The sequence below is a fragment of the Bradyrhizobium sp. B097 genome (genome assembly GCF_038957035.1).
GTDB lineage: Bacteria > Pseudomonadota > Alphaproteobacteria > Rhizobiales > Xanthobacteraceae > Bradyrhizobium.
In genome coordinates this window covers 218,907-238,988 of sequence record NZ_CP152412.1, presented here as the reverse complement: position 1 = coordinate 238,988, position 20,082 = coordinate 218,907, and the positions used below count along the sequence as shown (strand labels likewise).

The following is a 20,082-nucleotide window of genomic DNA, read 5'->3' as shown; positions in this document are numbered from 1 at the left end:
GTTGATTCGGGGAGGGTCATGGCAGAAGCGGCCGACGAACTGAGCACGCCGCTTGGGCAGAACACCGTGGGCAAGACGCGCCGTGTCCGCTTGCCATTCACGGCGATGCAGGCGCTCGCCGTGCTGCTGGGCCTCGTGCTGGTCGGCTTCGCCGGTGTCGCCCTGTTCAACGACAATCCGCTCGGCGGCGAACCGATTGCCCGCATCACGCTCCGCAATCCCCAGCCTGCCGCTGCCGACGATAAGCACGCCCCGGCCGAACCGGTGGTCAAATCCGCCGCCAAGGCGCCGGCCGGAGCGAGCGATTCCAAGACCGTCACCATCATCGACGGCTCCAGCGGCAAGCGCCAGGACGTTGTGATCGGCGCCGGCGATCCGGCCGAAAAGACGACGGATGGCGATACGCCGCCACTCGCGATGACCGGGATCGACCCGCGCCTGCTGGAAAAATCGCGCTACGGCATGATCCCGGCGGTTGCCGACGGCCTGAAGCCGTTCACGGTCTATGCGGCCGAAGCCGACCGCGCCAAGGCGGCCCGGATGCCCGTGGTCGCCATCGTGGTCGCCGGCCTCGGGGTCGGCGCCGCCAAGACCACTGACGCGATCATGAAGCTGCCGCCGGCCGTGACGCTGGCCTTCACGCCCTACGGCGCCGATCCCGGCAAGCTCGCGGAACGCGCCCGCACCCAGCGCCACGAGATCCTGCTGCAGATCCCGATGGAGCCGTTCGACTATCCCGACAACGATCCGGGCCCGCAGACCCTGCTGACCACATTGAGCAGCGAGCAGAACCTCGACCGGCTCTATTGGCACCTCAGCCGCCTGCAGGGATATGCCGGGATCGCCAATTTCATGGGAGCCCGGTTCGTCGCGACCGATCCGGTGATGCAGCCCATCGTGCGCGAGGCGGCCAAGCGCGGTTTGAGCTTCTTCGACGACGGTTCCACCCCGCGCAGCCTCGCGCAGGCCCTTTCCGCCGGCCAATCATTGCCGTTCGCCAAGGCCGATTTCGCCATCGACGTGGTGCCGACATCGGCGGAAATCGACCGCGCGCTGGTCAGGCTGGAAACGATCGCCAAGGAACGCGGCACGGCCGTGGGCGTCGCATCGGCGCTGCCGGTCTCGATCGAGCGGCTCGGCGCCTGGCTCAAGACACTGGACTCCAAGGGCATCATGCTTGTGCCATTGACAACGGCGATGCTGAAATCAAAATCGGGCTAGAGATCAATCTGTTGGTGCAACCTAAGACCTTGCCGGGGGGCCGGGTCTGATGGCGCCAGGAACTGTGCGAGGTAGCGGCGGCATGGCACGTTATGAAGACCTGCCCTATCGAACCTGCGTCGGCATCATGCTGCTGAATACGGCGGGACTGGTCTTCATCGGACGCCGCGCCGGCGGCATCGAGCATGTCGACGACGCGCATGTCTGGCAGATGCCGCAAGGCGGCGTCGATCCCGGCGAGGATACGTTTCAGGCCGCACGGCGCGAGCTCTATGAAGAGACCAGCGTCAAGTCGGTGGAAAAGCTCGGCGAGGTCTCGGACTGGCTGATCTATGATATCCCGCGCACCGTCGCAGGCCGCGCCTGGAAGGGTCGCTATCGCGGCCAGCGGCAGAAATGGTTCGCGTTGCGCTTCACCGGCAACGAGAACGAGATCAACGTCGCCCACCCCGGCGGCGGCCACAAGGCCGAGTTCGTCACCTGGCGCTGGGAGCCGATGAAGAATCTTCCGGAGCTGATTGTGCCGTTCAAGCGTCCGGTCTATGAGCGCGTCGTGAAGGAATTCGCCGGTCTGGCGGCCAAGTAATTGGCCGGATGATCGGCCAGATCAACGCGCGACGCACCGGTCGAGATGTCATCAGATAAGCCCTATCGCCCCAATGTGGGCATCGCGCTGTTCAACGGCGACGGACGCGTGTTGATCGGCCACCGGATCAAGGACGACGGTCCGGAGATCGTGCTGCCCGGCCTCGAATGGCAGATGCCGCAAGGTGGCATCGACGACGGCGAGGATCCGCGCCAGGCCGTGATGCGCGAATTGTGGGAAGAGACCGGGGCGGTCAACGCCGACTATCTCGGCGAGACCGACTGGATGACCTACGAATTCCCGGCCTATGACGGGCCGGCATCGCATCGGCTGGCCAGATTCCGCGGCCAGCGGCAGAAATGGTTCGCGCTGCGCTTCACCGGACGCGACGAGGAGATCGATCCCTTGACGCCGCGCAACGGCCAGCCCGCCGAGTTCGATCGATGGCGCTGGGAGCGCCTCGATCGCGTCGCCGATCTGGTGGTGCCGTTCCGCCGCGAGGTCTATCGCGCGGTCGCGATCCGGTTCGCGGAATTCGCTAAAGCGCAATGAGATTAGGTTGAATCGTCATCGCGCTTTAGATTCTCGTTCGAGCATGATCTTTTCGGAAAACCGCTTCACACTTTTCCGGATCATGCTCTAGCTGATCCTGCGGCGGAAGGCGCCGTGCATCACCCGGCGTCATGCCGTAGGTTGCGCGGAACACGCGATAGAAGGTCGCGATGCTGTCGAAGCCGCACGAGAACGCGATCTCGTCGATGCCGCGCTCCTGCACCGATGAGAGAAGCCGCCGCGCCTCCTTCAACCTTGTTGCCGTCAGCGTTCGCGCGAATGACAGGCCGGTCGGCTCGAACAGTGCATGCAATTGCCGGAGTGAAATGCCGAGCTCGGTGGCGACCGCGGCCGGCGTGAGCGAGGCGCGATGCAGATCGCGCAGCAGGATTTCGCGCGCGGCATGAAGGTAGCCGGCATGCAGCGCGGCACGGACCTCATCCTGGCGTGGCCGCAAGCGTCCGCGCGCAAGCAGCGCCAGGCGCACCATATGCGTGACCTCGCCGGCGAACTGCCCGGCTTGCGCCGCATCGCGCGTCATGGAACGGAACATGGCGCCGACAAGCCGGGTCAGGCTCGCATCACGCGCCAGCGCGACCAGCGGCACGTCCTCGATCCGCGCACCGAGCACGAGCTCTTCGGTGACGGGAATCTTGAGGCTGAAGAAGCGAAAGCCGTCGGTCCGTTCGGGCGTCGACGCAAACGGAAGATTGGAATGGCCAAACACCATATCTCCGTTGCCGACCCACTGGATGCGATCGCGGCCGATATTCATGTGGCCGGGGCCGCGCACCTGCCAGCCAAGATGTAGGCTGTTGCTCGGAACACGTCCGATGTCGGATGACGTCCGGCTGACGCGGTAGGACGACGCCGACATTTCCGCCAGCACGGCGCCGCCGACCGGCGTCGCGGAAAACCGTCCGTTGAAATCGGGCCGCCTGTCGCGCTCGAGCTCGATGGTAACCCCGAACAGGTTCTTGCCGCGCACGTCGCACCAGTGCTCGAAGCGGTCCTGTGGGCGGAGAGCATCGGTGGAGAAAGTCAGCACAGCATCTTGTCCGTTACATCCGAAGTCGCATCACGATGCGATCGGGTCAATTCGTCATCGCGCCGCAGCTTGTCATCGGTAGACGATCCCCGCTGTAAGCTGCCTCACATTTCCCGGATCATGCTCTAGTTCGGGCCGACCGTGAACGGACCGACCGCGATGACATGGCAATCGCTGTCGCGCTTGGCGCAGTCACCGAGCGCGGCGTTGACCGCGCTCTGCTCGTTCTCCGCCTTCAATCCCAGTCCCGGCCGTCCCTGCGTCCCGACCGCAACCGCATTCCAGCCTGCCGCCGCATCGGCAAGCTTCCGCGCGACGTCGCTCCGCTCGCCCGGCGTGATGACCGGGCTGTCGGCGGCCTTGAAGAAGCCGGTCACGCGGAACGTGGCCGGAATCGGCACCACAAAGACATCGTCGACCACGACGATCGTGCAGGGCACGCCCGCCACCGCGCCGCAGGCCTGCAAATTGCGCCGCGCCGATTCCTCGAGCGAATCGATACCCGAATTGAAGAAGTAGTGACCGCCCGGACCGAGCGCGATGGTTCGCGTCTTGCGCCCCGGCACAAACAGGCTGTCGAGCCGGGCCCTGGCCGCCTCGCGCAGCAGCGGAACGTCCTTGGTGGCGTACGGCTTCTCGACCAGCACATCACGCTTGACCCACGGCAAGGGCGGGACCGGCGGCTGGCCATGGGCATACACGATGGCATTGCCGACCGCGTACAGCTCGCACTTGCGCGGCGAGCCTGCATTATCGGCGCGCTTCTGGCACAGATCGAGTGCTGCCGTCTTCGCCACGTCCTCGCTGGGCTGCGCCACGCTCCAGCCGACGAAGCCGTTGATGTTGAGGGCAATCGCCTTGGAATTGCCTGCCGGCAAAAACTCGGTCGCGAGCGCGATGCGGGTGCGGTCGCTGACGAACGGAACAATGTCGGTGGCGAGCTTGTCGCCTGATGCGATCGGAGGCGGCAGCGAGGATGCCGGTGCAGCCGGCACAGGCGGTGCGGGCTTTGCAGACGGCACGCTCGAGGCCGGCGGCGACGGTGCGACCAATGGTGCCGGTGAAGCTGATACCAAGGGCGCGGGTGCCGGAGGAGAACTGGCCACGACGGCAGGCTTCGTCACCGACGTTTCCAGCTTGGTGTAATAGAGGAAGCCGCCGACGCCGATCGCGGCCAGCAGCACCACGGTGATGGCAGCGGGCCACATCCAGGCCGGTGCGCCAGCAGCCTTGATCGGCTTCTTGAGCTGCGGCGTCGCGTAGGTGCCGTCCTCGCGCCGCATCGCCACCATGTAGGCATGCACGGGGGTCGGGATATTCTTCACTTCCTGCGCGCCGATATCGGCGAATTGCACCGACAGCTTGTTGGCGACCTGCTCATGCACCGCGCGCGACACGCAGATGCCGCCGACCTCGGCGAGGCCCTCGAGCCTTGCTGCGATATTGACGCCATCACCAAGCAGATCGCCATCGCGCTCGACCACATCGCCGATGGTGATGCCGATCCGGAACGACATCTGCCGGCTCGGCGGATAGGCCATGTTGCGCGTGCGCAGGCTCTCCTGGATGTCGATCGCGCAACGCACGGCTTCGACGGCGCTGGGAAATTCCGCGAGCACCGCATCGCCTGCGGTGTTGAAGATGCGGCCGCCGCATTTTGCAATGAAGTCGTCGGTGACCTGCCGGTAGGAGGCGAGCCGCCGCAGCGTCTCTTCCTCATCCTCGGCAACCAATCGACTATAGCCTGCAATATCGGCCGCAAAGATCGCTGCGATCTTGCGCTTCATGAGCACCAGCCCCGGAACCCAAATATGCCGGGCAGAATGCCGCCAGACGCTTCCGGGCGCAACAAGCATTCAACACCCGCCGGGTACGGCGAGCGTGGATTGCTTCAAGTCTTGGCGGACGATGACTGGAAGAGTGTGAGCGATTTCACAAAGGAGCCGGCTCACTCGACGCTATGGCGCGATCGCTGGTCAGCAACCGCGCCTTAGTGCATAGCCGTCGCGTTGAGCTCGTGCTGGATGCTCTTGAAGTGGTCGAGCCGCTCGATCGCGTGGTCGAGTTCGGAGCCCTCCTTCTCGGAGAGCTTCTCCTGCATCTCGTTGATCGTCTCGGCGAACTTCGCGCGATCGAGATCCGCAAGCGCGGTCGCGACGTCGGCGAGCACGGTGAGGCCCTTGTCCGACACCTCGGCGAGGCCGCCGAGCACGATCACCTTCTCGCGCTTGCCGGCGGTCGTGATCGTCAGGATACCCGGACGAATCGTGGCGACGACCGGCGCGTGTCCGGCGAGCACACCGAAATCACCCTCCACACCGGGGACGTCAACCTGATCGACCTCGCCGGAGAAGGCGAGCTTTTCGGGAGAGACGAGATCGAAGTGGAAGGTGGCCATGGTCTTTCCGTTCTTTGCGCTGTCACCCGCGGGCTCGACCCGCGGGTCCATCAGTCAAAAAAGTTCTCGTTCGATGGATCGCCGGATCAAGTCCGGCGATGACGACATCATGAAGCTTAGGCCGCCTCGGCGGCGAGCTTCTTGCCCTTCTCGACGGCTTCTTCGATCGTGCCGACCATGTAGAACGCCGCTTCCGGCAGATGGTCGTACTTGCCCTGGCAGAGATCGCGGAAGCCCTTGATGGTGTCGGCGAGGTCGACGAACTTGCCCGGCGAGCCGGTGAAGACTTCGGCGACGTGGAACGGCTGCGACAGGAAGCGCTCGACCTTGCGGGCGCGGGCCACCGTCAGCTTGTCCTCTTCCGACAGTTCGTCCATGCCGAGAATGGCGATGATGTCCTGCAGCGACTTGTAGCGCTGCAGGATCTGCTGGACCATACGCGCGGTGTTGTAGTGCTCCTCGCCGACGACCAGCGCCGACAGCATGCGCGAGGTCGAGTCGAGCGGGTCCACCGCCGGATAGATACCCTTTTCCGAGATCGCGCGCGACAGCACCGTGGTGGCGTCCAAGTGCGCGAACGAGGTCGCGGGCGCCGGGTCGGTCAAGTCGTCGGCCGGCACGTAGATCGCCTGCACCGAGGTGATCGAGCCCTTCTGGGTGGTGGTGATGCGCTCCTGCAGCGCGCCCATGTCGGTCGCGAGCGTCGGCTGATAACCCACCGCCGAAGGAATACGGCCGAGCAGCGCCGACACTTCCGAACCCGCCTGGGTGAAGCGGAAGATGTTGTCGACGAAGAACAGCACGTCCTGGCCCTGGTCGCGGAAGTGCTCGGCGACCGTCAGACCGGTCAGACCGACGCGGGCGCGGGCGCCCGGCGGTTCGTTCATCTGGCCGAACACCAGCGCGCACTTCGACTTCACGCTCGGATCCGGATTGTGCGGATCGGCGTTGACCTTCGATTCGATGAACTCGTGATAGAGGTCGTTGCCTTCACGGGTCCGCTCGCCGACGCCGGCGAACACGGAGTAACCACCGTGCGCCTTCGCGACGTTGTTGATCAGTTCCTGAATCAGCACGGTCTTGCCGACGCCGGCGCCGCCGAACAGGCCGATCTTGCCGCCCTTGGCGTACGGAGCGAGAAGGTCGACGACCTTGATGCCGGTGACGAGAATTTCGGCTTCGGTCGACTGGTCGGTGTAGCTCGGCGCTTCCTGGTGGATGGCGCGCAGGCCTTCGGACTTGATCGGGCCGGCTTCGTCGATCGGCTCGCCGATGACGTTGATGATGCGGCCGAGCGTGCCTTCGCCGACCGGCACCCGGATCGGCTCACCGGTGTCGGTGACTTCCTGGCCGCGCACCAGACCTTCGGTGATATCCATCGCGATGGTGCGGACGGTCGATTCACCGAGATGCTGGGCGACTTCGAGCACCAGGCGGTTGCCGCCGTTCTTGGTCTCGAGCGCATTCAGAATCGCCGGGAGGTGGCCTTCGAACTGCACGTCGACCACGGCGCCCGTGACCTGGGTGACGCGACCGATCTGGTTGGCTGCTGTAGCCATGGACTGTTCTCCTTCGAAATCTGTCTTAGACCGCCTCAGCGCCGGAGATGATTTCAATCAGCTCCTTCGTGATCTGGGCCTGACGGGTCCGGTTGTAAATCAGGGTTTGCTTGCGGATCATCTCGCCGGCGTTGCGCGTCGCGCTGTCCATCGCGCTCATCTGCGCGCCGTAGAACGAGGCGTTGTTCTCCAGCAGCGCACGGAAGACCTGCACCGCGAGGTTACGCGGCAGCAGGCTGCCGAGAATCTGGTCCTCTTCCGGCTCGTATTCGTACGAGGTCGCGGGAGCCACGCTGGCCGCGGGTGCAGCCACCTCGAGCGGGATGATCTGCTGCGCGGTCGGGATCTGCGCGATCACCGACTGGAAGCGCGAATAGAACAGCGTGCAGACATCGAACTCGCCGGCCTCGAACCGTGCCAGCACCTTGTTGGCGATGTCCTCGGCGTTGACGAAGCCGATCTGCCGCACCGAACGCAGGTCGAGGTGCTCGACAATCCGCTTCTCGAACGTCCGCCGCAGCTGCTCGTAGCCCTTGCGGCCGACGCAGAAGAATTTGACTTCCTTGCCTTGCGCGAGCAGCGCGTTCGCCCGCTCGCGCGCCAGACGCACGATGGCGGAGTTGAAAGCGCCGGACAGGCCGCGCTCGCCGGTGCAGACCAGAAGCAGGTGCACCTGGTCGTTGCCGGTGCCTGCCAGGAGCGCCGGCGCGCCGGGCGAGCCGTTGGTCGCGGCAGCGATGTTGGAAATCACCGCGTCCATCTTGGTGGCATAGGGCCGCGCCGCCTCGGCGGCGTTCTGCGCGCGGCGCAGCTTCGAGGCTGCGACCATCTGCATGGCCTTGGTGATCTTCTGCGTCGCCTTGGTCGAGGCGATGCGGACCCGCATGTCTTTCAGTGACGCCATTCTTCGTCCACCCCGGCAATCCGACCGCAATGGTCAGATCGCAAGCCTCTCTGTTCCTATCGCCCGGCCAACGGCCAGGCGATGCCCTTATGCGAAGGTCTTCTTACGCAAACGTCTTGTTACGCAAAAGTCTTGGCGAAGCCCTCGACCACCGTCTTGAGCTTGGCTGCGGTGTCGTCGGACAAATCGCGGCTGGTGCGGATCGCGTCGAGGATTTCGACGTTCTTGCCGCGCAGCAGCGAGAGCAGGCCGTCCTCGAACGCCTTCACCTTGTTGAGCGGCAGCGGATCGAGATAGCCGTTGGTGCCGGCCCAGATCACGCAGACCTGCTCTTCCATCTTCAGCGGCGAGAACTGCGGCTGCTTCAGGAGCTCGGTCAGGCGCGAGCCGCGGTTGAGCAGGCGCTGGGTCGAGGCGTCGAGGTCCGAGCCGAACTGCGCGAACGCCGCCATTTCGCGGTACTGCGCGAGCTCGCCCTTGATCTTGCCGGCGACCTTCTTGGTTGCCTTGGTCTGCGCCGACGAACCGACGCGCGACACCGACAGACCGACGTTCACGGCGGGGCGGATGCCCTGGAAGAACAGGTCGGTTTCCAGGAAGATCTGGCCGTCGGTGATCGAAATCACGTTGGTCGGAATGTAGGCCGACACGTCGTTGGCCTGGGTTTCGATGACCGGCAGCGCCGTCAGCGAGCCCAAACCATGCTCCTTGTTGAGCTTGGCGGCGCGCTCGAGCAGGCGGGAATGCAGGTAGAACACGTCGCCCGGATAGGCTTCGCGGCCCGGCGGGCGGCGCAGCAGCAGCGACATCTGGCGATAGGCGACGGCCTGCTTGGACAGATCGTCATAGATGATCACGGCGTGCATGCCGTTGTCGCGGAAGTACTCGCCCATGGTGCAGGCGGTGAACGGCGCGATGTACTGCATCGGGGCCGGATCGGACGCGGTGGCCGCGACGATGATCGAGTATTCCAGCGCGCCCTGCTCTTCGAGCACCTTGACGAACTGCGCGACGGTGGAGCGCTTCTGGCCGATCGCGACGTAGACGCAATACAGCTTGAGGTTCTCGTCCGGCTGGGCGTTGAGCGGCTTCTGGTTCAGGATGGTGTCGAGCGCGATCGCGGTCTTGCCGGTCTGACGGTCACCGATGATCAGCTCGCGCTGGCCGCGGCCGATCGGAATCAGCGCATCGATCGCCTTCAGGCCGGTGGCCATCGGCTCGTTCACCGACTTGCGCGGAATGATGCCGGGTGCCTTGACGTCGACGCGCTTGCGTTCGGTGGCCTGGATCGGGCCCTTGCCGTCGATCGGGTTGCCGAGTGCGTCGACGACGCGGCCGAGCAGGCCCTTGCCGATCGGCGCGTCCACGATCGCGCGGGTGCGCTTGACGGTCTGGCCTTCCTTGATCTCGCGGTCCGCGCCGAAAATCACGATACCGACGTTGTCGGTTTCGAGGTTGAGCGCCATGCCGCGCGTGCCGTTCTCGAACTCGACCATTTCACCGGCCTGGACGTTGTCGAGACCGTAGACGCGAGCGATACCGTCGCCGACCGACAGCACCTGGCCAACTTCGGTGACTTCGGCTTCCTGGCCGAAATTCTTGATCTGGTCCTTGAGGATCGCAGAAATTTCTGCGGCGCGGATGTCCATCAGCCTGCCTCTTTCATCGCGTTCTTGATCGAATTGAGTTTGGTGCGAAGCGAACTATCCACCATGCGGCTGCCGAGCTTGACCACCAGGCCACCAATAATGGAGGGATCGACCTTCACGTTGAGCGCGACGTCCTTGCCCGTCACTGATTTCAGTGCGGCCTTCAGCCCGTCGAGATTCTTGTCACTGAGCTGCTCGGCGACGGTGACTTCGGCAGTCGCCTCGCCCTTGAACTTCGCCACCAGCGCGCGATAGGCGCGGATCACATCGGCGACGGCAAACAGCCGGCGATTGGCGGTGAGCACCTTGAGGAATTTCGCCGACGTGCCGGCGATGCCGGCCTTGTCGAGCACCGCGGTCAGCGCTTTCAGCTGGGCGTCGGCGGCAAACACCGGGCTGCGGACGAGGCGCTTGAGATCGGCGCTCTCGTTGAGCATGGCTTCGAACTTGTCGAGGTCAGCCCGGACTTGATCGACGGATTGCTCGTCGCGCGCCAACTCGAACAGGGCCGTTGCGTAACGACCGGACACTCCCGAAACGGACGGATCTTCAGCAGCCACGAGCTCGCTCTTTTTTGCTGTCAAATTCGCAAGGGAAAAACCGTCGCCACCAAAGCAGCGCCTAGCGATCCAAGCCCTTGGAATTCAAGCGGGACTTCGATTTTCGACCGGCACAGGACGTGCCGGGATCGTTAAAATCGCGGCTTTGCTAACATAGCAATCGCGCAGGTGCAACATGACGGCATCGTGCGAGCCGCCTTGTCGCATGCGGTTTTTGGCGACCGCAGCCGGTGCTCGAATCAGAAAAATTCGGCGCGCGGAAATTCAGCGCGCGGGCTCCGATTCGCGCCACCGCGGATTTGTTCCAACGAAATTTGCATGGGCCTATGGCCGGGCGCGCAAGGAACCCGAAACGGGCCGCCGTTTCATTTGGCGATTACTTACTGAAAACTTACCGCCGGCCCGCTAATCAGTATTCGGAAGTATATTGTTGGTTAAAGATTGGTTAAAGGCCAAGGTTACGGAACCTCGAGTGAATACCCCAAGGCGGTAACAAGATATTTCAGCCCGAGACAATCGGGAATTACTGCCCAATTCGTGCCTCATTGCGAAACCAAACGGCTTTGGTCAACGAAGGGACGGGGGTCCACTTGCCGCGCTCGCGGCAATACTGTCTGAGGGTCTTATCAATGCTGAATATCAAGAAGGCGGCGGGCAATGTAACCCGCTCGCGTACGGCGCTTGCGTTTGTCGCCGCAACTCTCCTGGTCGGGGGCAGCGTGACGGAGGCGTCCGCGAAGTCCAGGCACCACCATCATCGCCACCACCATCATCACCAGGCCCGCGCTGAAGGTTCGTCCTGGCGCGATGCCAATGCATCGATCCAGCCGTCCGGCGGCCACACGTTCTCGGGGATGGCCTCGTTCTACGGCAATGAGTCAGGCAGCCGCACCGCTTCCGGCCAGCGCTTCAACCAGAACGCCATGACTGCCGCCCACCGCTCGCTGCCGTTCGGCACCAAGCTCCGTGTCACCCATGGCGGCCGCAGCGTCGTCGTCACCATCAACGATCGTGGCCCGTTCATCCGCGGCCGCGTGCTCGACCTCTCCACCGGCGCAGCCCGCGCCATCGGCCTGACCGGTGCCGGCGTCGGCCGCGTCACCGCCGAGGTCGTCTCGTAAGCGCTTCAGTAAGCGTTGCGTTGCGTAACGGCCGCGAGGCCTGCCTCGCGCCAAAAGGCCTGCCGTCGCGAATGACGGCAGGCTTTTTCTTTAAAGGCATCCCTACAAGAAACTCTGCGGATCGACGTCGACCTCGAGCTTTAGATTGCCCTTGGTCTTCGGACCGGCTTCCAGCCATTCGCGCAGATATTGCGACAGGTCGACATTGCGCAGCGACTTCACCAGCAGGCGGAAGCGGTAGCGGCCCTTGATGACGGCAAGCGGGGCCTCGGCGGGGCCGAGCACCTGGATCCGCTCGTCGAGCGGCGCCATCGCGGCGAGCTTGCGCGCAAATCCTTCTGCTGTCGGACGGTCGCCGGCGGAGACGATCAGGCTCGCCAGCCGGCCGAACGGCGGATAGCCGGTGCGCTCGCGGATATCGATCTCGCTGGCGTAGAATGCCTCGCGGTCGTTCGCGATCAGGGCCTTGATGACCGGATGTTCCGGCTGGTGGGTCTGCAGATAGCCAACGCCGCGGCCCTGCTCGCGACCGGCACGGCCGACCACCTGGTTCAGCAGCTGGAACGTCCGCTCGGCGGCGCGCGGATCGCCGTTGCTCAAGCCGAGATCGGCATCGATGACCCCGACCAGATTGAGCCGCGGGAAGTTGTGTCCCTTGGCCACCAGCTGGGTGCCGATGATGATGTCGACGCGGCCCTCTGCAATCTCGTTGAGCTCGCTGCGCATGGTCTCGATCGAGGTGATGAGATCGCTCGACAGCACCATGGTGCGGGCCTCGGGAAAAATGCTGGCGGCCTCCTCCTGCAGGCGCTCGACGCCGGGGCCGACGGCGACCAGCGATTCCTCGGCCGCGCAATGCGGGCAGATGTTCGGGCGCGGCATCGAGAAGCCGCAGTGATGGCAGACCAGCCGCTGCCGGAACCGGTGATCGACCAGCCAGGCGTCGCAGATCGTGCAGGCGAAGCGGTGGCCGCAGGCGCGGCAGAGCGTCAGCGGCGCATAGCCGCGACGGTTGAGGAACAACAGCGCCTGCTCGCGGCGCTCGATTGCATGGCAAATCTGCTCGGCCAGAACCGGCGAGATGAAGCGCCCGCGCGGCGGCGGCGCGCGGCGCATGTCGATCGCCTCGATATGCGGCATGTGCTGGCCGCCGAACCGCGACGGCAGCACAACGCGCTGGTAGCGCCCCTTGCGCGCATTGACCTCGCTCTCGACCGAGGGCGTCGCCGACGCCAGCACGATCGGGATTTTTGCGATATGGGCGCGGACCACCGCCATGTCGCGCGCGTGATAATGCGCGCCCTCGTCCTGCTTGTAGGCCTGGTCGTGCTCCTCATCGACGATGATCAGGCCGAGATCGGCATAGGGCAGGAACAGCGCGGAGCGGGCGCCGACCACGACCGGCGCCTTGCCCTCGGAAATCGCGGCCCAGTTGCGTGCCCGCGTGCGCGGCGTGAGCTCCGAATGCCATTCCAGCGGCCGCACGCCGAAGCGCTGCGCGAAACGGTCGAGGAACTGGCCAGTCAGCGCGATTTCCGGCATCAGGATCAGCGTCTGCTTGCCGCGACGAATATTCTCCGCGATCGCCTCGAAATAGACCTCGGTCTTGCCGGAACCGGTAACGCCGTCGAGCAGTGCGACGTGAAAGCTGCCGCTCGCCGCCAGCGTCCGCATCATATCGACCGCGCTGCGCTGCTCGCGCGAGAAATCCGGCTGCGCGTAGGCGGGATCGGGAATGGGTGGCGGCGCGGGCGGCGGCATCGCCTCGACCGTCAGCGTGCCCTCGTCGACCAGGCCGTCGACCACGCCCGAGCTGACGCCGGCCTCCCGCGCCGCCTCGGACTTGCCGTGCAGCAAGCCATCCGACAGCACCTCGATCAGCCGCCGGCGCGCCGGTGTCAGGCGCCGTGGCGGCTCGCCGACAAGGCGGACCCCGAGCCGCATCCGCTCCGGGCCAAGGTTCTCGCCCATCCGCAGCGTCATCCGCAGCACCATGCCGCGCGCCGACAAAGTGTAAGTGGAGACCCAGTCGACGAGCTGGCGCAGCTCCGCCCTGAGCGGCGGAACATCGAGCTTCTCGCTGACGTCCTTGAGCCGGTTGTGCAGCCGCGGATCCGGCTTGGCATTCTCGGCCCACACCACCGCAACGACCTCGCGCGGCCCGAGCGGAACGCAGATCACGTCGCCGGGCGCAAGCTCCATGCCGCGCGGGACGCGGTAGGAGTAGGTCTGGTTCAGCGCGACAGGCACCAGCACGTCGACGACGCGGGTCGTCGATGCGGAGGCTGGGCTGGGGCGTGTGGTGTGGTCCATTGAATCAGAGCTTTAAGCCGGGCTAGCACCGCAGCGCGGTCTTAGCGAACGGTAAACGAAGGCAGTGCGATATAATCAGGAGAATCGCAGCGCCAATAGCCCTCAACACATGGCCCGGACCGATCAGCCCATGCAACCGCTCGAGCTCGACTGCGCCGACGTGTCGGTCACGCAGGAGATGACGCGCTGGCTGTCGCATCTGCGCGCCGAGCGGCGGCTATCGCCGAAGACGCTCGAGGCCTACGCCCGCGATGTGCGTCAATGCCTGACCTTCCTGGCCGAGCACTGGGGCGCGCGCGTGACGCTTGCGGCATTTTCCGCGCTCGAGGCCAGCGATGTCCGCGCCTTCATGGCGATGCGCCGCACTGAGGAGATCGGCGGCCGATCGCTGATGCGTGCGCTGGCCGGGCTGCGCTCGTTCGGACGTTTCCTGGAACGCGAAGGCAAAGGCAAGGTCGGTGCGCTCTCGGCGATCCGCGCCCCCAAGGTGGCGAAGAGCCTGCCGAAGCCGATCCACATGGAAGCGGCGAAGCGCTTTGCCGATGCCGACGAGCGCGCCGGCGAAACCCGCGAGACCTGGATCCTGGTGCGTGACGCCGCCGTGATGGCGCTGCTCTATGGCTCGGGTCTGCGCATCTCCGAGGCGCTGGGGCTGAAGCGCCGCGACGTGCCGAAGCCGGGCGAGGGCGACGTGCTTGTCGTCACCGGCAAGGGCAACAAGACCCGCATGGTGCCGGTGCTGCACAACGTGCTGCAATTGATCGCGGACTATGCGGCGATCTGTCCGCATCAGCTCGACCCGACCGGGCCGATGTTCGTCGGTGCGCGCGGCGGCCCCTTAAGCCCGCGCATTATCCAGCTCACCATGGAGCGGCTGCGCGGCGCGCTCGGCCTGCCCGATAGCGCAACGCCGCATGCGTTGCGGCACTCCTTCGCCACGCATCTGCTCAGCCGCGGCGGCGATTTGCGCGCGATCCAGGAATTGCTCGGCCACGCATCGCTGTCGACCACGCAGATCTACACCGGCATCGACAGCGAGCGCCTGCTGGAAGTCTATCGCTCCGCGCACCCGCGCGGCTGAGCACCCGGACCTGGGTTCAAAATACAGCGCGGGGCCGGCATCAATGCGCCGTTCATCTTGCGCCGTTCATATTCATACGGCTGCCACAAATCGCTCGGCACTTGCCTTGTGCGCCGCATTCAGCAATCGTGGCGCGGTCTCATCCGGAGGGGGAATCATGAGCGCACAAGAAAGTATGGAGCACGCGGAGCATGCCGAGCATGCGTCGGCCGAAAACAAGAAGATCGCCCTCCTGATCGCCGTGATCGCGCTCTGCCTGGCGCTGTCGGAAACGCTCGGCAAGGGCGCCCAGACCGAATCGATCAGCAAGAACGTCGAAGCCTCCAACCTCTGGGCCTTCTTCCAGGCCAAGAGCATCCGCCGCACCGCGGTGCAGACCGCGGCCGAACAGGGCAAGCTGAACCTCGCGACCACCACTGACGAGGCGGCCAAGGCTGCGCTGCAGAAGCAGATCGACGACTGGCAGAAGACCGCGGCGCGCTACCGCTCGGAGCCGGAGACCGGCGAAGGTTCAGAACAACTCTCCGAACGCGCCAAGCACTCCGAGCACGAGCGCGACGAGGCCACCGCGAAATATCATCACTTCGAGCTTGCCTCCGCCGCCTTCCAGATCGCCATCGTGCTGGCGTCAGCGACCATCATCACCGGCATCGCCGCGCTGGCCTGGGTGTCCGGCCTGGTGACGCTCGCCGGCGTCGTGATGACCTTGCTCGGCCTGCTCCAGCCGCACCTGCTGCATTTGCATTGAGGTCGCGGAGCGGCTTCGCTCTCTGACCGTCATCCTGAGGTGCGAGCGGAGCGAGCCTCGAAGGATGAATCGGCCAGCAGCCGGGCCGTTCATCCTTCGAGGCTCGCCGAAGAGGCTCGCACCTCAGGATGACGGAAAAAGGCTGGATCAGAGAACCTTGCTGGTCTGGTGGACGCTTTTGCGGAAGCGCGCGATCAGGCGCAGCGTGCGCGCGGTCCAGCCGTCACCATCGCCACTGATCATCTCGAGGATACGCCGCTTGACCGGCTCGACCAGCTCGGTGGCCTTGGCGCGCAGCGCCATCACGAAATTATAGAGCGCCTCGAACCAGGGCATCTCCAGCAGTTTCGACCGCGTCACGTCGAACAGGAAAGCCGTGACGCCGACGCCGACGATCTTGGCGAACAGGATCAGCGAGACCGCGCTGAACCAGTATTGGTTCGCGAGCAGCCAGAGTCCGACCAGCTTGAGCGGAAACAGCGGGATCAGCGGCACGACGAAGACGATCAGCGTCATCGCCGGCGACAGCGAATCGACCCGTTCGGCAAGCCATTGCTTGAGCGCGCGCAGCGGGATCCACGCCACCACCCGGGCCACGATCGGCTCGACGTGATCCCATAGCCAGGCCTCGATCAGGAAGATGATCGCAAGCAGAACCCAGAACGGCTGAAGCAGGCGGCGCAACATCGCTATGATCTCTACCCGGCTCGCGCGCCGGATGCTCGATCACATATGGATGGCGCGCTTGCCCACCGCAAGCGCGGCTTCCTTGATGGCTTCGGAACGGGTCGGATGCGCGTGGCAGGTGCGCGCCAGATCCTCGGCCGAGCCGCCGAATTCCATCAGGACGCAGGCTTCGTGGATCATTTCGCCGGCTTCCCGGCCGACAATGTGCACGCCGAGCACCCGATCCGTCTTCGCATCTGCGAGAACCTTCACGAAGCCGTCGGTGGTCTGGTTGACCTTGGAGCGGCCGTTCGCGGTGAAGGGGAATTTGCCAACGGTATAAGCGACGCCGGCCTGCTTGAGATCTTCCTCGGTCTTGCCGACCGACGACACTTCCGGCGTGGTATACACAACACCTGGAATGACGTCGTAGTTCACATGGCCGGCCTGGCCCGCGATGATCTCCGCGCAGGCAACGCCCTCGTCTTCCGCCTTGTGCGCCAGCATCGGCCCGGCCACGACGTCGCCGATCGCGTAGATGCCCTTCACATTGGTCGAGAAGTGCGCGTCGATCTCGACGCGGCCGCGATTGTCGAGCGTAACGCCGGCTTCCTTCAGCCCGAGGCCCTCGGTGTACGGCACGCGGCCGATACACACGAGCACGACGTCGGCTTCGATGGTTTCCGCAGCGCCGCCCGCGGCCGGCTCGATCTTGGCCTGGAGCGTCTTGCCCGAGGTGTCGACCGAAGTGACCTTGGCGCCGAGCTTGAAGGCAAAACCCTGCTTTTCCAGGAGGCGCTGGAATTGCTTCGCCACCTCGCCGTCCATGCCGGGCAGGATGCGGTCGAGGAATTCCACCACGGTGACCTTGGCACCGAGGCGGTGCCAGACCGAACCGAGCTCGAGCCCGATCACGCCGGCGCCGACGATCAGCAGGCTTGACGGCACCTTCTCCAGCGACAGCGCGCCGGTCGACGACACGATGCGCTTCTCGTCGATGTCGATGCCCTTCAACCGCGCGATGTCGGAGCCGGTGGCGATCACGATGTTCTTGGTCTCGACGATCTCGGACTTGCCGTCGCCGGAGACCTCGACCTTGCCGGCACCGAGGATCTTGCCGGTGCCCTTGAGGACGTCGATCTTGTTCTTCTTCATCAGGAACTCGACGCCCTTGACGTTGCCGTCGATGCCCTGCTGCTTGAAGTCCATCATCGCGGGCAGATCGAGCTTCGGCGCCGGGACGCTGACGCCCATCTTGGCGAAGGAGTGCGCGGCTTCCTCGAACATCTCGGAGGCATGCAGCAGCGCCTTCGACGGCATGCAGCCGACATTGAGGCAGGTGCCGCCCAGCGTCGCGTTCTTCTCGACGACGGCAACCTTCATGCCGAGTTGCGCCGCGCGGATCGCGCAGACGTAACCGCCGGGGCCAGTGCCAATGACGACGAGATCGTAAGAAGCCATGATTGAGGTCCTGTAGCTAAACTCTGTGACAGTTAGGCGGGCGCGCGATCTTGTCGGAAGACCGCTTCCCGCCTGATCGTGTTCTAGCGACCGCCCGACACGTCGAGGATCGCGCTGGTGACGTAGGAGGCTTCGTCCGAGATCAGCCAGACGATGGCGTTGGCGATTTCGTCCGCGGTGCCGACGCGCTTCATCGGCACCATATGGGCAAGCCGATGCGCGCGATCGGGCTCGCCGCCCGCGGCGTGGATGTCGGTGTCGATCAGGCCGGGCCGGATGCCGGCGACGCGGATGCCTTCACCCGCGACTTCGTAACCGAGGCCGACCGTGAAGGAATCGATCGCCCCTTTGGAGGCGGCATAGTCGACATAGGTGTTGGGTGCGCCGAGCCTTGCCGCGACCGAAGACAGGTTGACGATGACGCCACCCTGGCCGCCGTGCTTGGTCGACATGCGCTTCACCGCCTCGCGCGCGCACAAGATGCTGCCGGTGACGTTGACCGCCATCATCTGCTGGATGCGTTCGGCCGACATCTCGTCGACACGCACGCCGCTTTTGCCGACGATGCCGGCATTGTTGACGAGCGCGCCGAGCGTGCCGAACCCATCGGCCGCCTTGAACAGCGCCAGGATATCCTGCTCGCTGCCGACGTCGCACTTCACCGCGATCGCCTTGCCGTTCTTGGCCTCGATCGCGGCGACGACCTCGTTGGCCGCAGCCTGGTTAGAGGCATATCCGACCACCACGCGATAACCGCGCGCGGCAGCCGCAAGCGCGGTGGCGCGGCCGATGCCGCGGCTACCGCCGGTGATGACAACGACCTTGTCCGTCACATTGATCCCCAAACGTGAGCACCCAAAGAATCGCGACGCCCGAACAGATCGGGCGTCGCGCGCGATATGACCTTAGAGATCCAGCACCAGGCGGGCCGGATCTTCCAGGCTCTCCTTGACGCGAACCAGGAAGGTGACCGCTTCCTTGCCGTCGATAACACGGTGATCGTAGGACAGCGCCAGATACATCATCGGGCGCACCTCGATCTTGCCGCCGACTACCATCGGCCGCTCCTGGATCTTGTGCATGCCGAGGATGCCGGACTGCGGCGCGTTGAGGATCGGCGTCGACATCAGCGAGCCGTAGATGCCGCCATTGGTGATGGTGAAGGTGCCGCCCTGCATCTCGTCGATCTTGAGCTGACCGTCGCGGGCGCGGCGGCCGTAATCGGCGATCGACTTCTCGATCTCGGCGATCGACTTGTGGTCGCAGTCGCGCACGACCGGCACCACGAGGCCGCGGTCGGTGCCGACCGCAACGCCGATATGGTAGTAGTTCTTGTAGATCAGGTCAGAGCCGTCGATCTCGGCGTTGACGGCCGGAATGTCCTTCAGCCCCTGCACGACCGCCTTGGTGAAGAAGCCCATGAAGCCGAGCTTGGAGCCGTGCTTCTTCTCGAACGTATCCTTGTAGAGGGCGCGCAGCTTCATCACCTCGGTCATGTCGACCTCGTTGAAGGTCGTCAGCATCGCGGCGGTGTTCTGCACGTCCTTGAGGCGGCGCGCGATGGTCTGGCGCAGCCGGGTCATCTTCACGCGTTCCTCACGCGCAGCATCGTCCGCCGGCGAGGGCGCACGGACCTGCACGGCGGCGGCCGGCTGGTTGACCGGGGTCGGCGCCGAGGCGGCCTTCTCGATCGCGGCCAGCATGTCGCCCTTGGTCACGCGGCCATCCTTGCCCGAGCCCGGGACGGTGGAGGCGTCGACGCCGCTTTCGGCGGACAGCTTGCGCACCGAAGGCGCGAGCGGCGCATCGGCCGGCGGCACCTTGGGCGCGGCAGGGGCCGGTGCGGAAGCGGCAGCGGCGGCCTTGGCGGGGGCTGCGGCAGCCGCGGACTTGGCCGGGGCAGCGCCGTCATTGATCTGGCCGAGCAGCGCGCCGACAGCGACGGTCTCGCCATCCTTGGCGATGATCTCGCCGAGCGTGCCGGCGACCGGCGCGGGCACCTCGATGGTGACCTTGTCGGTCTCCAGCTCCACCAACGGCTCGTCCACCGCGACGGCCTCACCGGCCTTCTTGAACCAGCGGCCGATCGTGGCCTCAGTTACGGATTCGCCGAGCGTTGGAACGCGAATTTCAGTCATGATCTTTTCCTCGATAACCTTGCGGTCGCAAATTTGGCAGTCGCAAACCTTGTCCGCCATCGTCCGCCAAAGCGAAC

The 20,082-nt window shown here is 65.0% G+C and carries 18 protein-coding genes; 6 read left to right on the top strand and 12 right to left on the bottom strand.

Annotated elements, in window-relative coordinates; translation table 11 throughout:
* Nucleotides 1–18: 18 nt before the first annotated feature.
* The 3 genes from AAFG07_RS01155 (at nt 19) to AAFG07_RS01145 (ending at nt 2,359) form a co-directional block, all read left to right on the top strand.
* A complete protein-coding gene (locus AAFG07_RS01155) occupies nt 19–1,221 on the top strand; it encodes a divergent polysaccharide deacetylase family protein (protein WP_342725634.1) in 1,203 nt (400 codons plus the stop codon).
* Between the two features lie 82 nt (nt 1,222–1,303).
* Nucleotides 1,304–1,807 (top strand): RNA pyrophosphohydrolase, encoded by a 504-nt coding sequence (locus AAFG07_RS01150; protein WP_223977761.1) that lies wholly within the window; start codon nt 1,304–1,306, stop codon nt 1,805–1,807.
* 45 nt (nt 1,808–1,852) lie between these two features.
* The gene (locus tag AAFG07_RS01145) at nt 1,853–2,359 is read left to right on the top strand and encodes an RNA pyrophosphohydrolase (protein ID WP_342725633.1); all 507 of its coding nucleotides are present in this window, start codon (nt 1,853–1,855) and stop codon (nt 2,357–2,359) included.
* Between the two features lie 25 nt (nt 2,360–2,384).
* Here the strand turns inward: AAFG07_RS01145 and AAFG07_RS01140 are convergent, their stop codons facing one another.
* From AAFG07_RS01140 to AAFG07_RS01110, 7 genes are all read right to left on the bottom strand, one after another.
* Nucleotides 2,385–3,407: an AraC family transcriptional regulator gene (locus AAFG07_RS01140; protein ID WP_342725632.1), complete on the bottom strand. Its 1,023-nt coding sequence runs from the start codon at nt 3,405–3,407 to the stop codon at nt 2,385–2,387.
* Between the two features lie 125 nt (nt 3,408–3,532).
* Complete coding sequence (locus AAFG07_RS01135; protein ID WP_342725631.1) at nt 3,533–5,194, bottom strand: adenylate/guanylate cyclase domain-containing protein; 1,662 nt, start codon at nt 5,192–5,194, stop codon at nt 3,533–3,535.
* Nucleotides 5,195–5,397: 203 nt separating this feature from the next.
* Nucleotides 5,398–5,805, bottom strand: a complete 408-nt coding sequence (locus tag AAFG07_RS01130; protein ID WP_342725630.1) for a F0F1 ATP synthase subunit epsilon — start codon at nt 5,803–5,805, stop codon at nt 5,398–5,400.
* Nucleotides 5,806–5,921: 116 nt separating this feature from the next.
* Nucleotides 5,922–7,364, bottom strand: a complete 1,443-nt coding sequence (gene atpD, locus AAFG07_RS01125; RefSeq protein WP_092121637.1) for a F0F1 ATP synthase subunit beta — start codon at nt 7,362–7,364, stop codon at nt 5,922–5,924.
* A 25-nt stretch (nt 7,365–7,389) separates the two neighbouring features.
* Complete coding sequence (locus AAFG07_RS01120) at nt 7,390–8,268, bottom strand: F0F1 ATP synthase subunit gamma (RefSeq protein ID WP_212318930.1); 879 nt, start codon at nt 8,266–8,268, stop codon at nt 7,390–7,392.
* A gap of 119 nt (nt 8,269–8,387) precedes the next feature.
* On the bottom strand, nt 8,388–9,917 hold the full coding sequence (gene atpA / locus AAFG07_RS01115) for a F0F1 ATP synthase subunit alpha (RefSeq protein ID WP_092121635.1): 1,530 nt from the start codon (nt 9,915–9,917) through the stop codon (nt 8,388–8,390).
* On the bottom strand, nt 9,917–10,477 hold the full coding sequence (locus AAFG07_RS01110; RefSeq protein ID WP_050400899.1) for a F0F1 ATP synthase subunit delta: 561 nt from the start codon (nt 10,475–10,477) through the stop codon (nt 9,917–9,919). Before AAFG07_RS01110 ends, atpA begins: the two co-directional genes overlap by 1 nt.
* A gap of 629 nt (nt 10,478–11,106) precedes the next feature.
* On the opposite strand from AAFG07_RS01110, the gene AAFG07_RS01105 reads away from it, so the two are divergent.
* A complete protein-coding gene (locus AAFG07_RS01105) occupies nt 11,107–11,598 on the top strand; it encodes a septal ring lytic transglycosylase RlpA family protein (protein ID WP_342725629.1) in 492 nt (163 codons plus the stop codon).
* Between the two features lie 102 nt (nt 11,599–11,700).
* Here the strand turns inward: AAFG07_RS01105 and AAFG07_RS01100 are convergent, their stop codons facing one another.
* Nucleotides 11,701–13,911: a primosomal protein N' gene (locus AAFG07_RS01100; protein WP_342725628.1), complete on the bottom strand. Its 2,211-nt coding sequence runs from the start codon at nt 13,909–13,911 to the stop codon at nt 11,701–11,703.
* A gap of 109 nt (nt 13,912–14,020) precedes the next feature.
* On the opposite strand from AAFG07_RS01100, the gene AAFG07_RS01095 reads away from it, so the two are divergent.
* Nucleotides 14,021–14,992 carry a tyrosine recombinase XerC gene (locus AAFG07_RS01095; RefSeq protein ID WP_342725627.1) on the top strand — a complete coding sequence of 324 codons (972 nt, stop codon included), beginning with the start codon at nt 14,021–14,023 and terminating at the stop codon, nt 14,990–14,992.
* 157 nt (nt 14,993–15,149) lie between these two features.
* Nucleotides 15,150–15,740: a DUF4337 domain-containing protein gene (locus AAFG07_RS01090; protein ID WP_342725626.1), complete on the top strand. Its 591-nt coding sequence runs from the start codon at nt 15,150–15,152 to the stop codon at nt 15,738–15,740.
* Nucleotides 15,741–15,887: 147 nt separating this feature from the next.
* On the opposite strand, the gene AAFG07_RS01085 is transcribed toward AAFG07_RS01090, so the two are convergent.
* The 4 genes from AAFG07_RS01085 to odhB form a co-directional block, all read right to left on the bottom strand.
* On the bottom strand, nt 15,888–16,427 hold the full coding sequence (locus AAFG07_RS01085; protein ID WP_229165767.1) for a hypothetical protein: 540 nt from the start codon (nt 16,425–16,427) through the stop codon (nt 15,888–15,890).
* 39 nt (nt 16,428–16,466) lie between these two features.
* The gene (lpdA, locus tag AAFG07_RS01080) at nt 16,467–17,867 is read right to left on the bottom strand and encodes a dihydrolipoyl dehydrogenase (protein WP_342725625.1); all 1,401 of its coding nucleotides are present in this window, start codon (nt 17,865–17,867) and stop codon (nt 16,467–16,469) included.
* A gap of 83 nt (nt 17,868–17,950) precedes the next feature.
* Complete coding sequence (locus AAFG07_RS01075) at nt 17,951–18,700, bottom strand: SDR family oxidoreductase (RefSeq protein WP_342725624.1); 750 nt, start codon at nt 18,698–18,700, stop codon at nt 17,951–17,953.
* Nucleotides 18,701–18,772: 72 nt separating this feature from the next.
* The gene (odhB, locus tag AAFG07_RS01070; protein WP_342725623.1) at nt 18,773–20,005 is read right to left on the bottom strand and encodes a 2-oxoglutarate dehydrogenase complex dihydrolipoyllysine-residue succinyltransferase; all 1,233 of its coding nucleotides are present in this window, start codon (nt 20,003–20,005) and stop codon (nt 18,773–18,775) included.
* Nucleotides 20,006–20,082 lie beyond the last annotated feature (77 nt).

Bases quoted from the DNA above. Each gene is read 5' to 3' on its own strand.
- AAFG07_RS01085 (WP_229165767.1), bottom strand. From the start codon at position 16,427: ATGTTGCGCCGCCTGCTTCAGCCGTTCTGGGTTCTGCTTGCGATCATC.
- AAFG07_RS01130 (WP_342725630.1), bottom strand. From the start codon at position 5,805: ATGGCCACCTTCCACTTCGATCTCGTCTCTCCCGAAAAGCTCGCCTTC.
- AAFG07_RS01120 (WP_212318930.1), bottom strand. From the start codon at position 8,268: ATGGCGTCACTGAAAGACATGCGGGTCCGCATCGCCTCGACCAAGGCG.
- AAFG07_RS01100 (WP_342725628.1), bottom strand. From the start codon at position 13,911: ATGGACCACACCACACGCCCCAGCCCAGCCTCCGCATCGACGACCCGC.
- AAFG07_RS01090 (WP_342725626.1), top strand. From the start codon at position 15,150: ATGAGCGCACAAGAAAGTATGGAGCACGCGGAGCATGCCGAGCATGCG.
- odhB (WP_342725623.1), bottom strand. From the start codon at position 20,005: ATGACTGAAATTCGCGTTCCAACGCTCGGCGAATCCGTAACTGAGGCC.
- AAFG07_RS01155 (WP_342725634.1), top strand. From the start codon at position 19: ATGGCAGAAGCGGCCGACGAACTGAGCACGCCGCTTGGGCAGAACACC.
- AAFG07_RS01105 (WP_342725629.1), top strand. From the start codon at position 11,107: ATGCTGAATATCAAGAAGGCGGCGGGCAATGTAACCCGCTCGCGTACG.
- lpdA (WP_342725625.1), bottom strand. From the start codon at position 17,867: ATGGCTTCTTACGATCTCGTCGTCATTGGCACTGGCCCCGGCGGTTAC.
- atpA (WP_092121635.1), bottom strand. From the start codon at position 9,917: ATGGACATCCGCGCCGCAGAAATTTCTGCGATCCTCAAGGACCAGATC.
- AAFG07_RS01095 (WP_342725627.1), top strand. From the start codon at position 14,021: ATGGCCCGGACCGATCAGCCCATGCAACCGCTCGAGCTCGACTGCGCC.
- atpD (WP_092121637.1), bottom strand. From the start codon at position 7,364: ATGGCTACAGCAGCCAACCAGATCGGTCGCGTCACCCAGGTCACGGGC.
- AAFG07_RS01150 (WP_223977761.1), top strand. From the start codon at position 1,304: ATGGCACGTTATGAAGACCTGCCCTATCGAACCTGCGTCGGCATCATG.
- AAFG07_RS01135 (WP_342725631.1), bottom strand. From the start codon at position 5,194: ATGAAGCGCAAGATCGCAGCGATCTTTGCGGCCGATATTGCAGGCTAT.
- AAFG07_RS01145 (WP_342725633.1), top strand. From the start codon at position 1,853: ATGTCATCAGATAAGCCCTATCGCCCCAATGTGGGCATCGCGCTGTTC.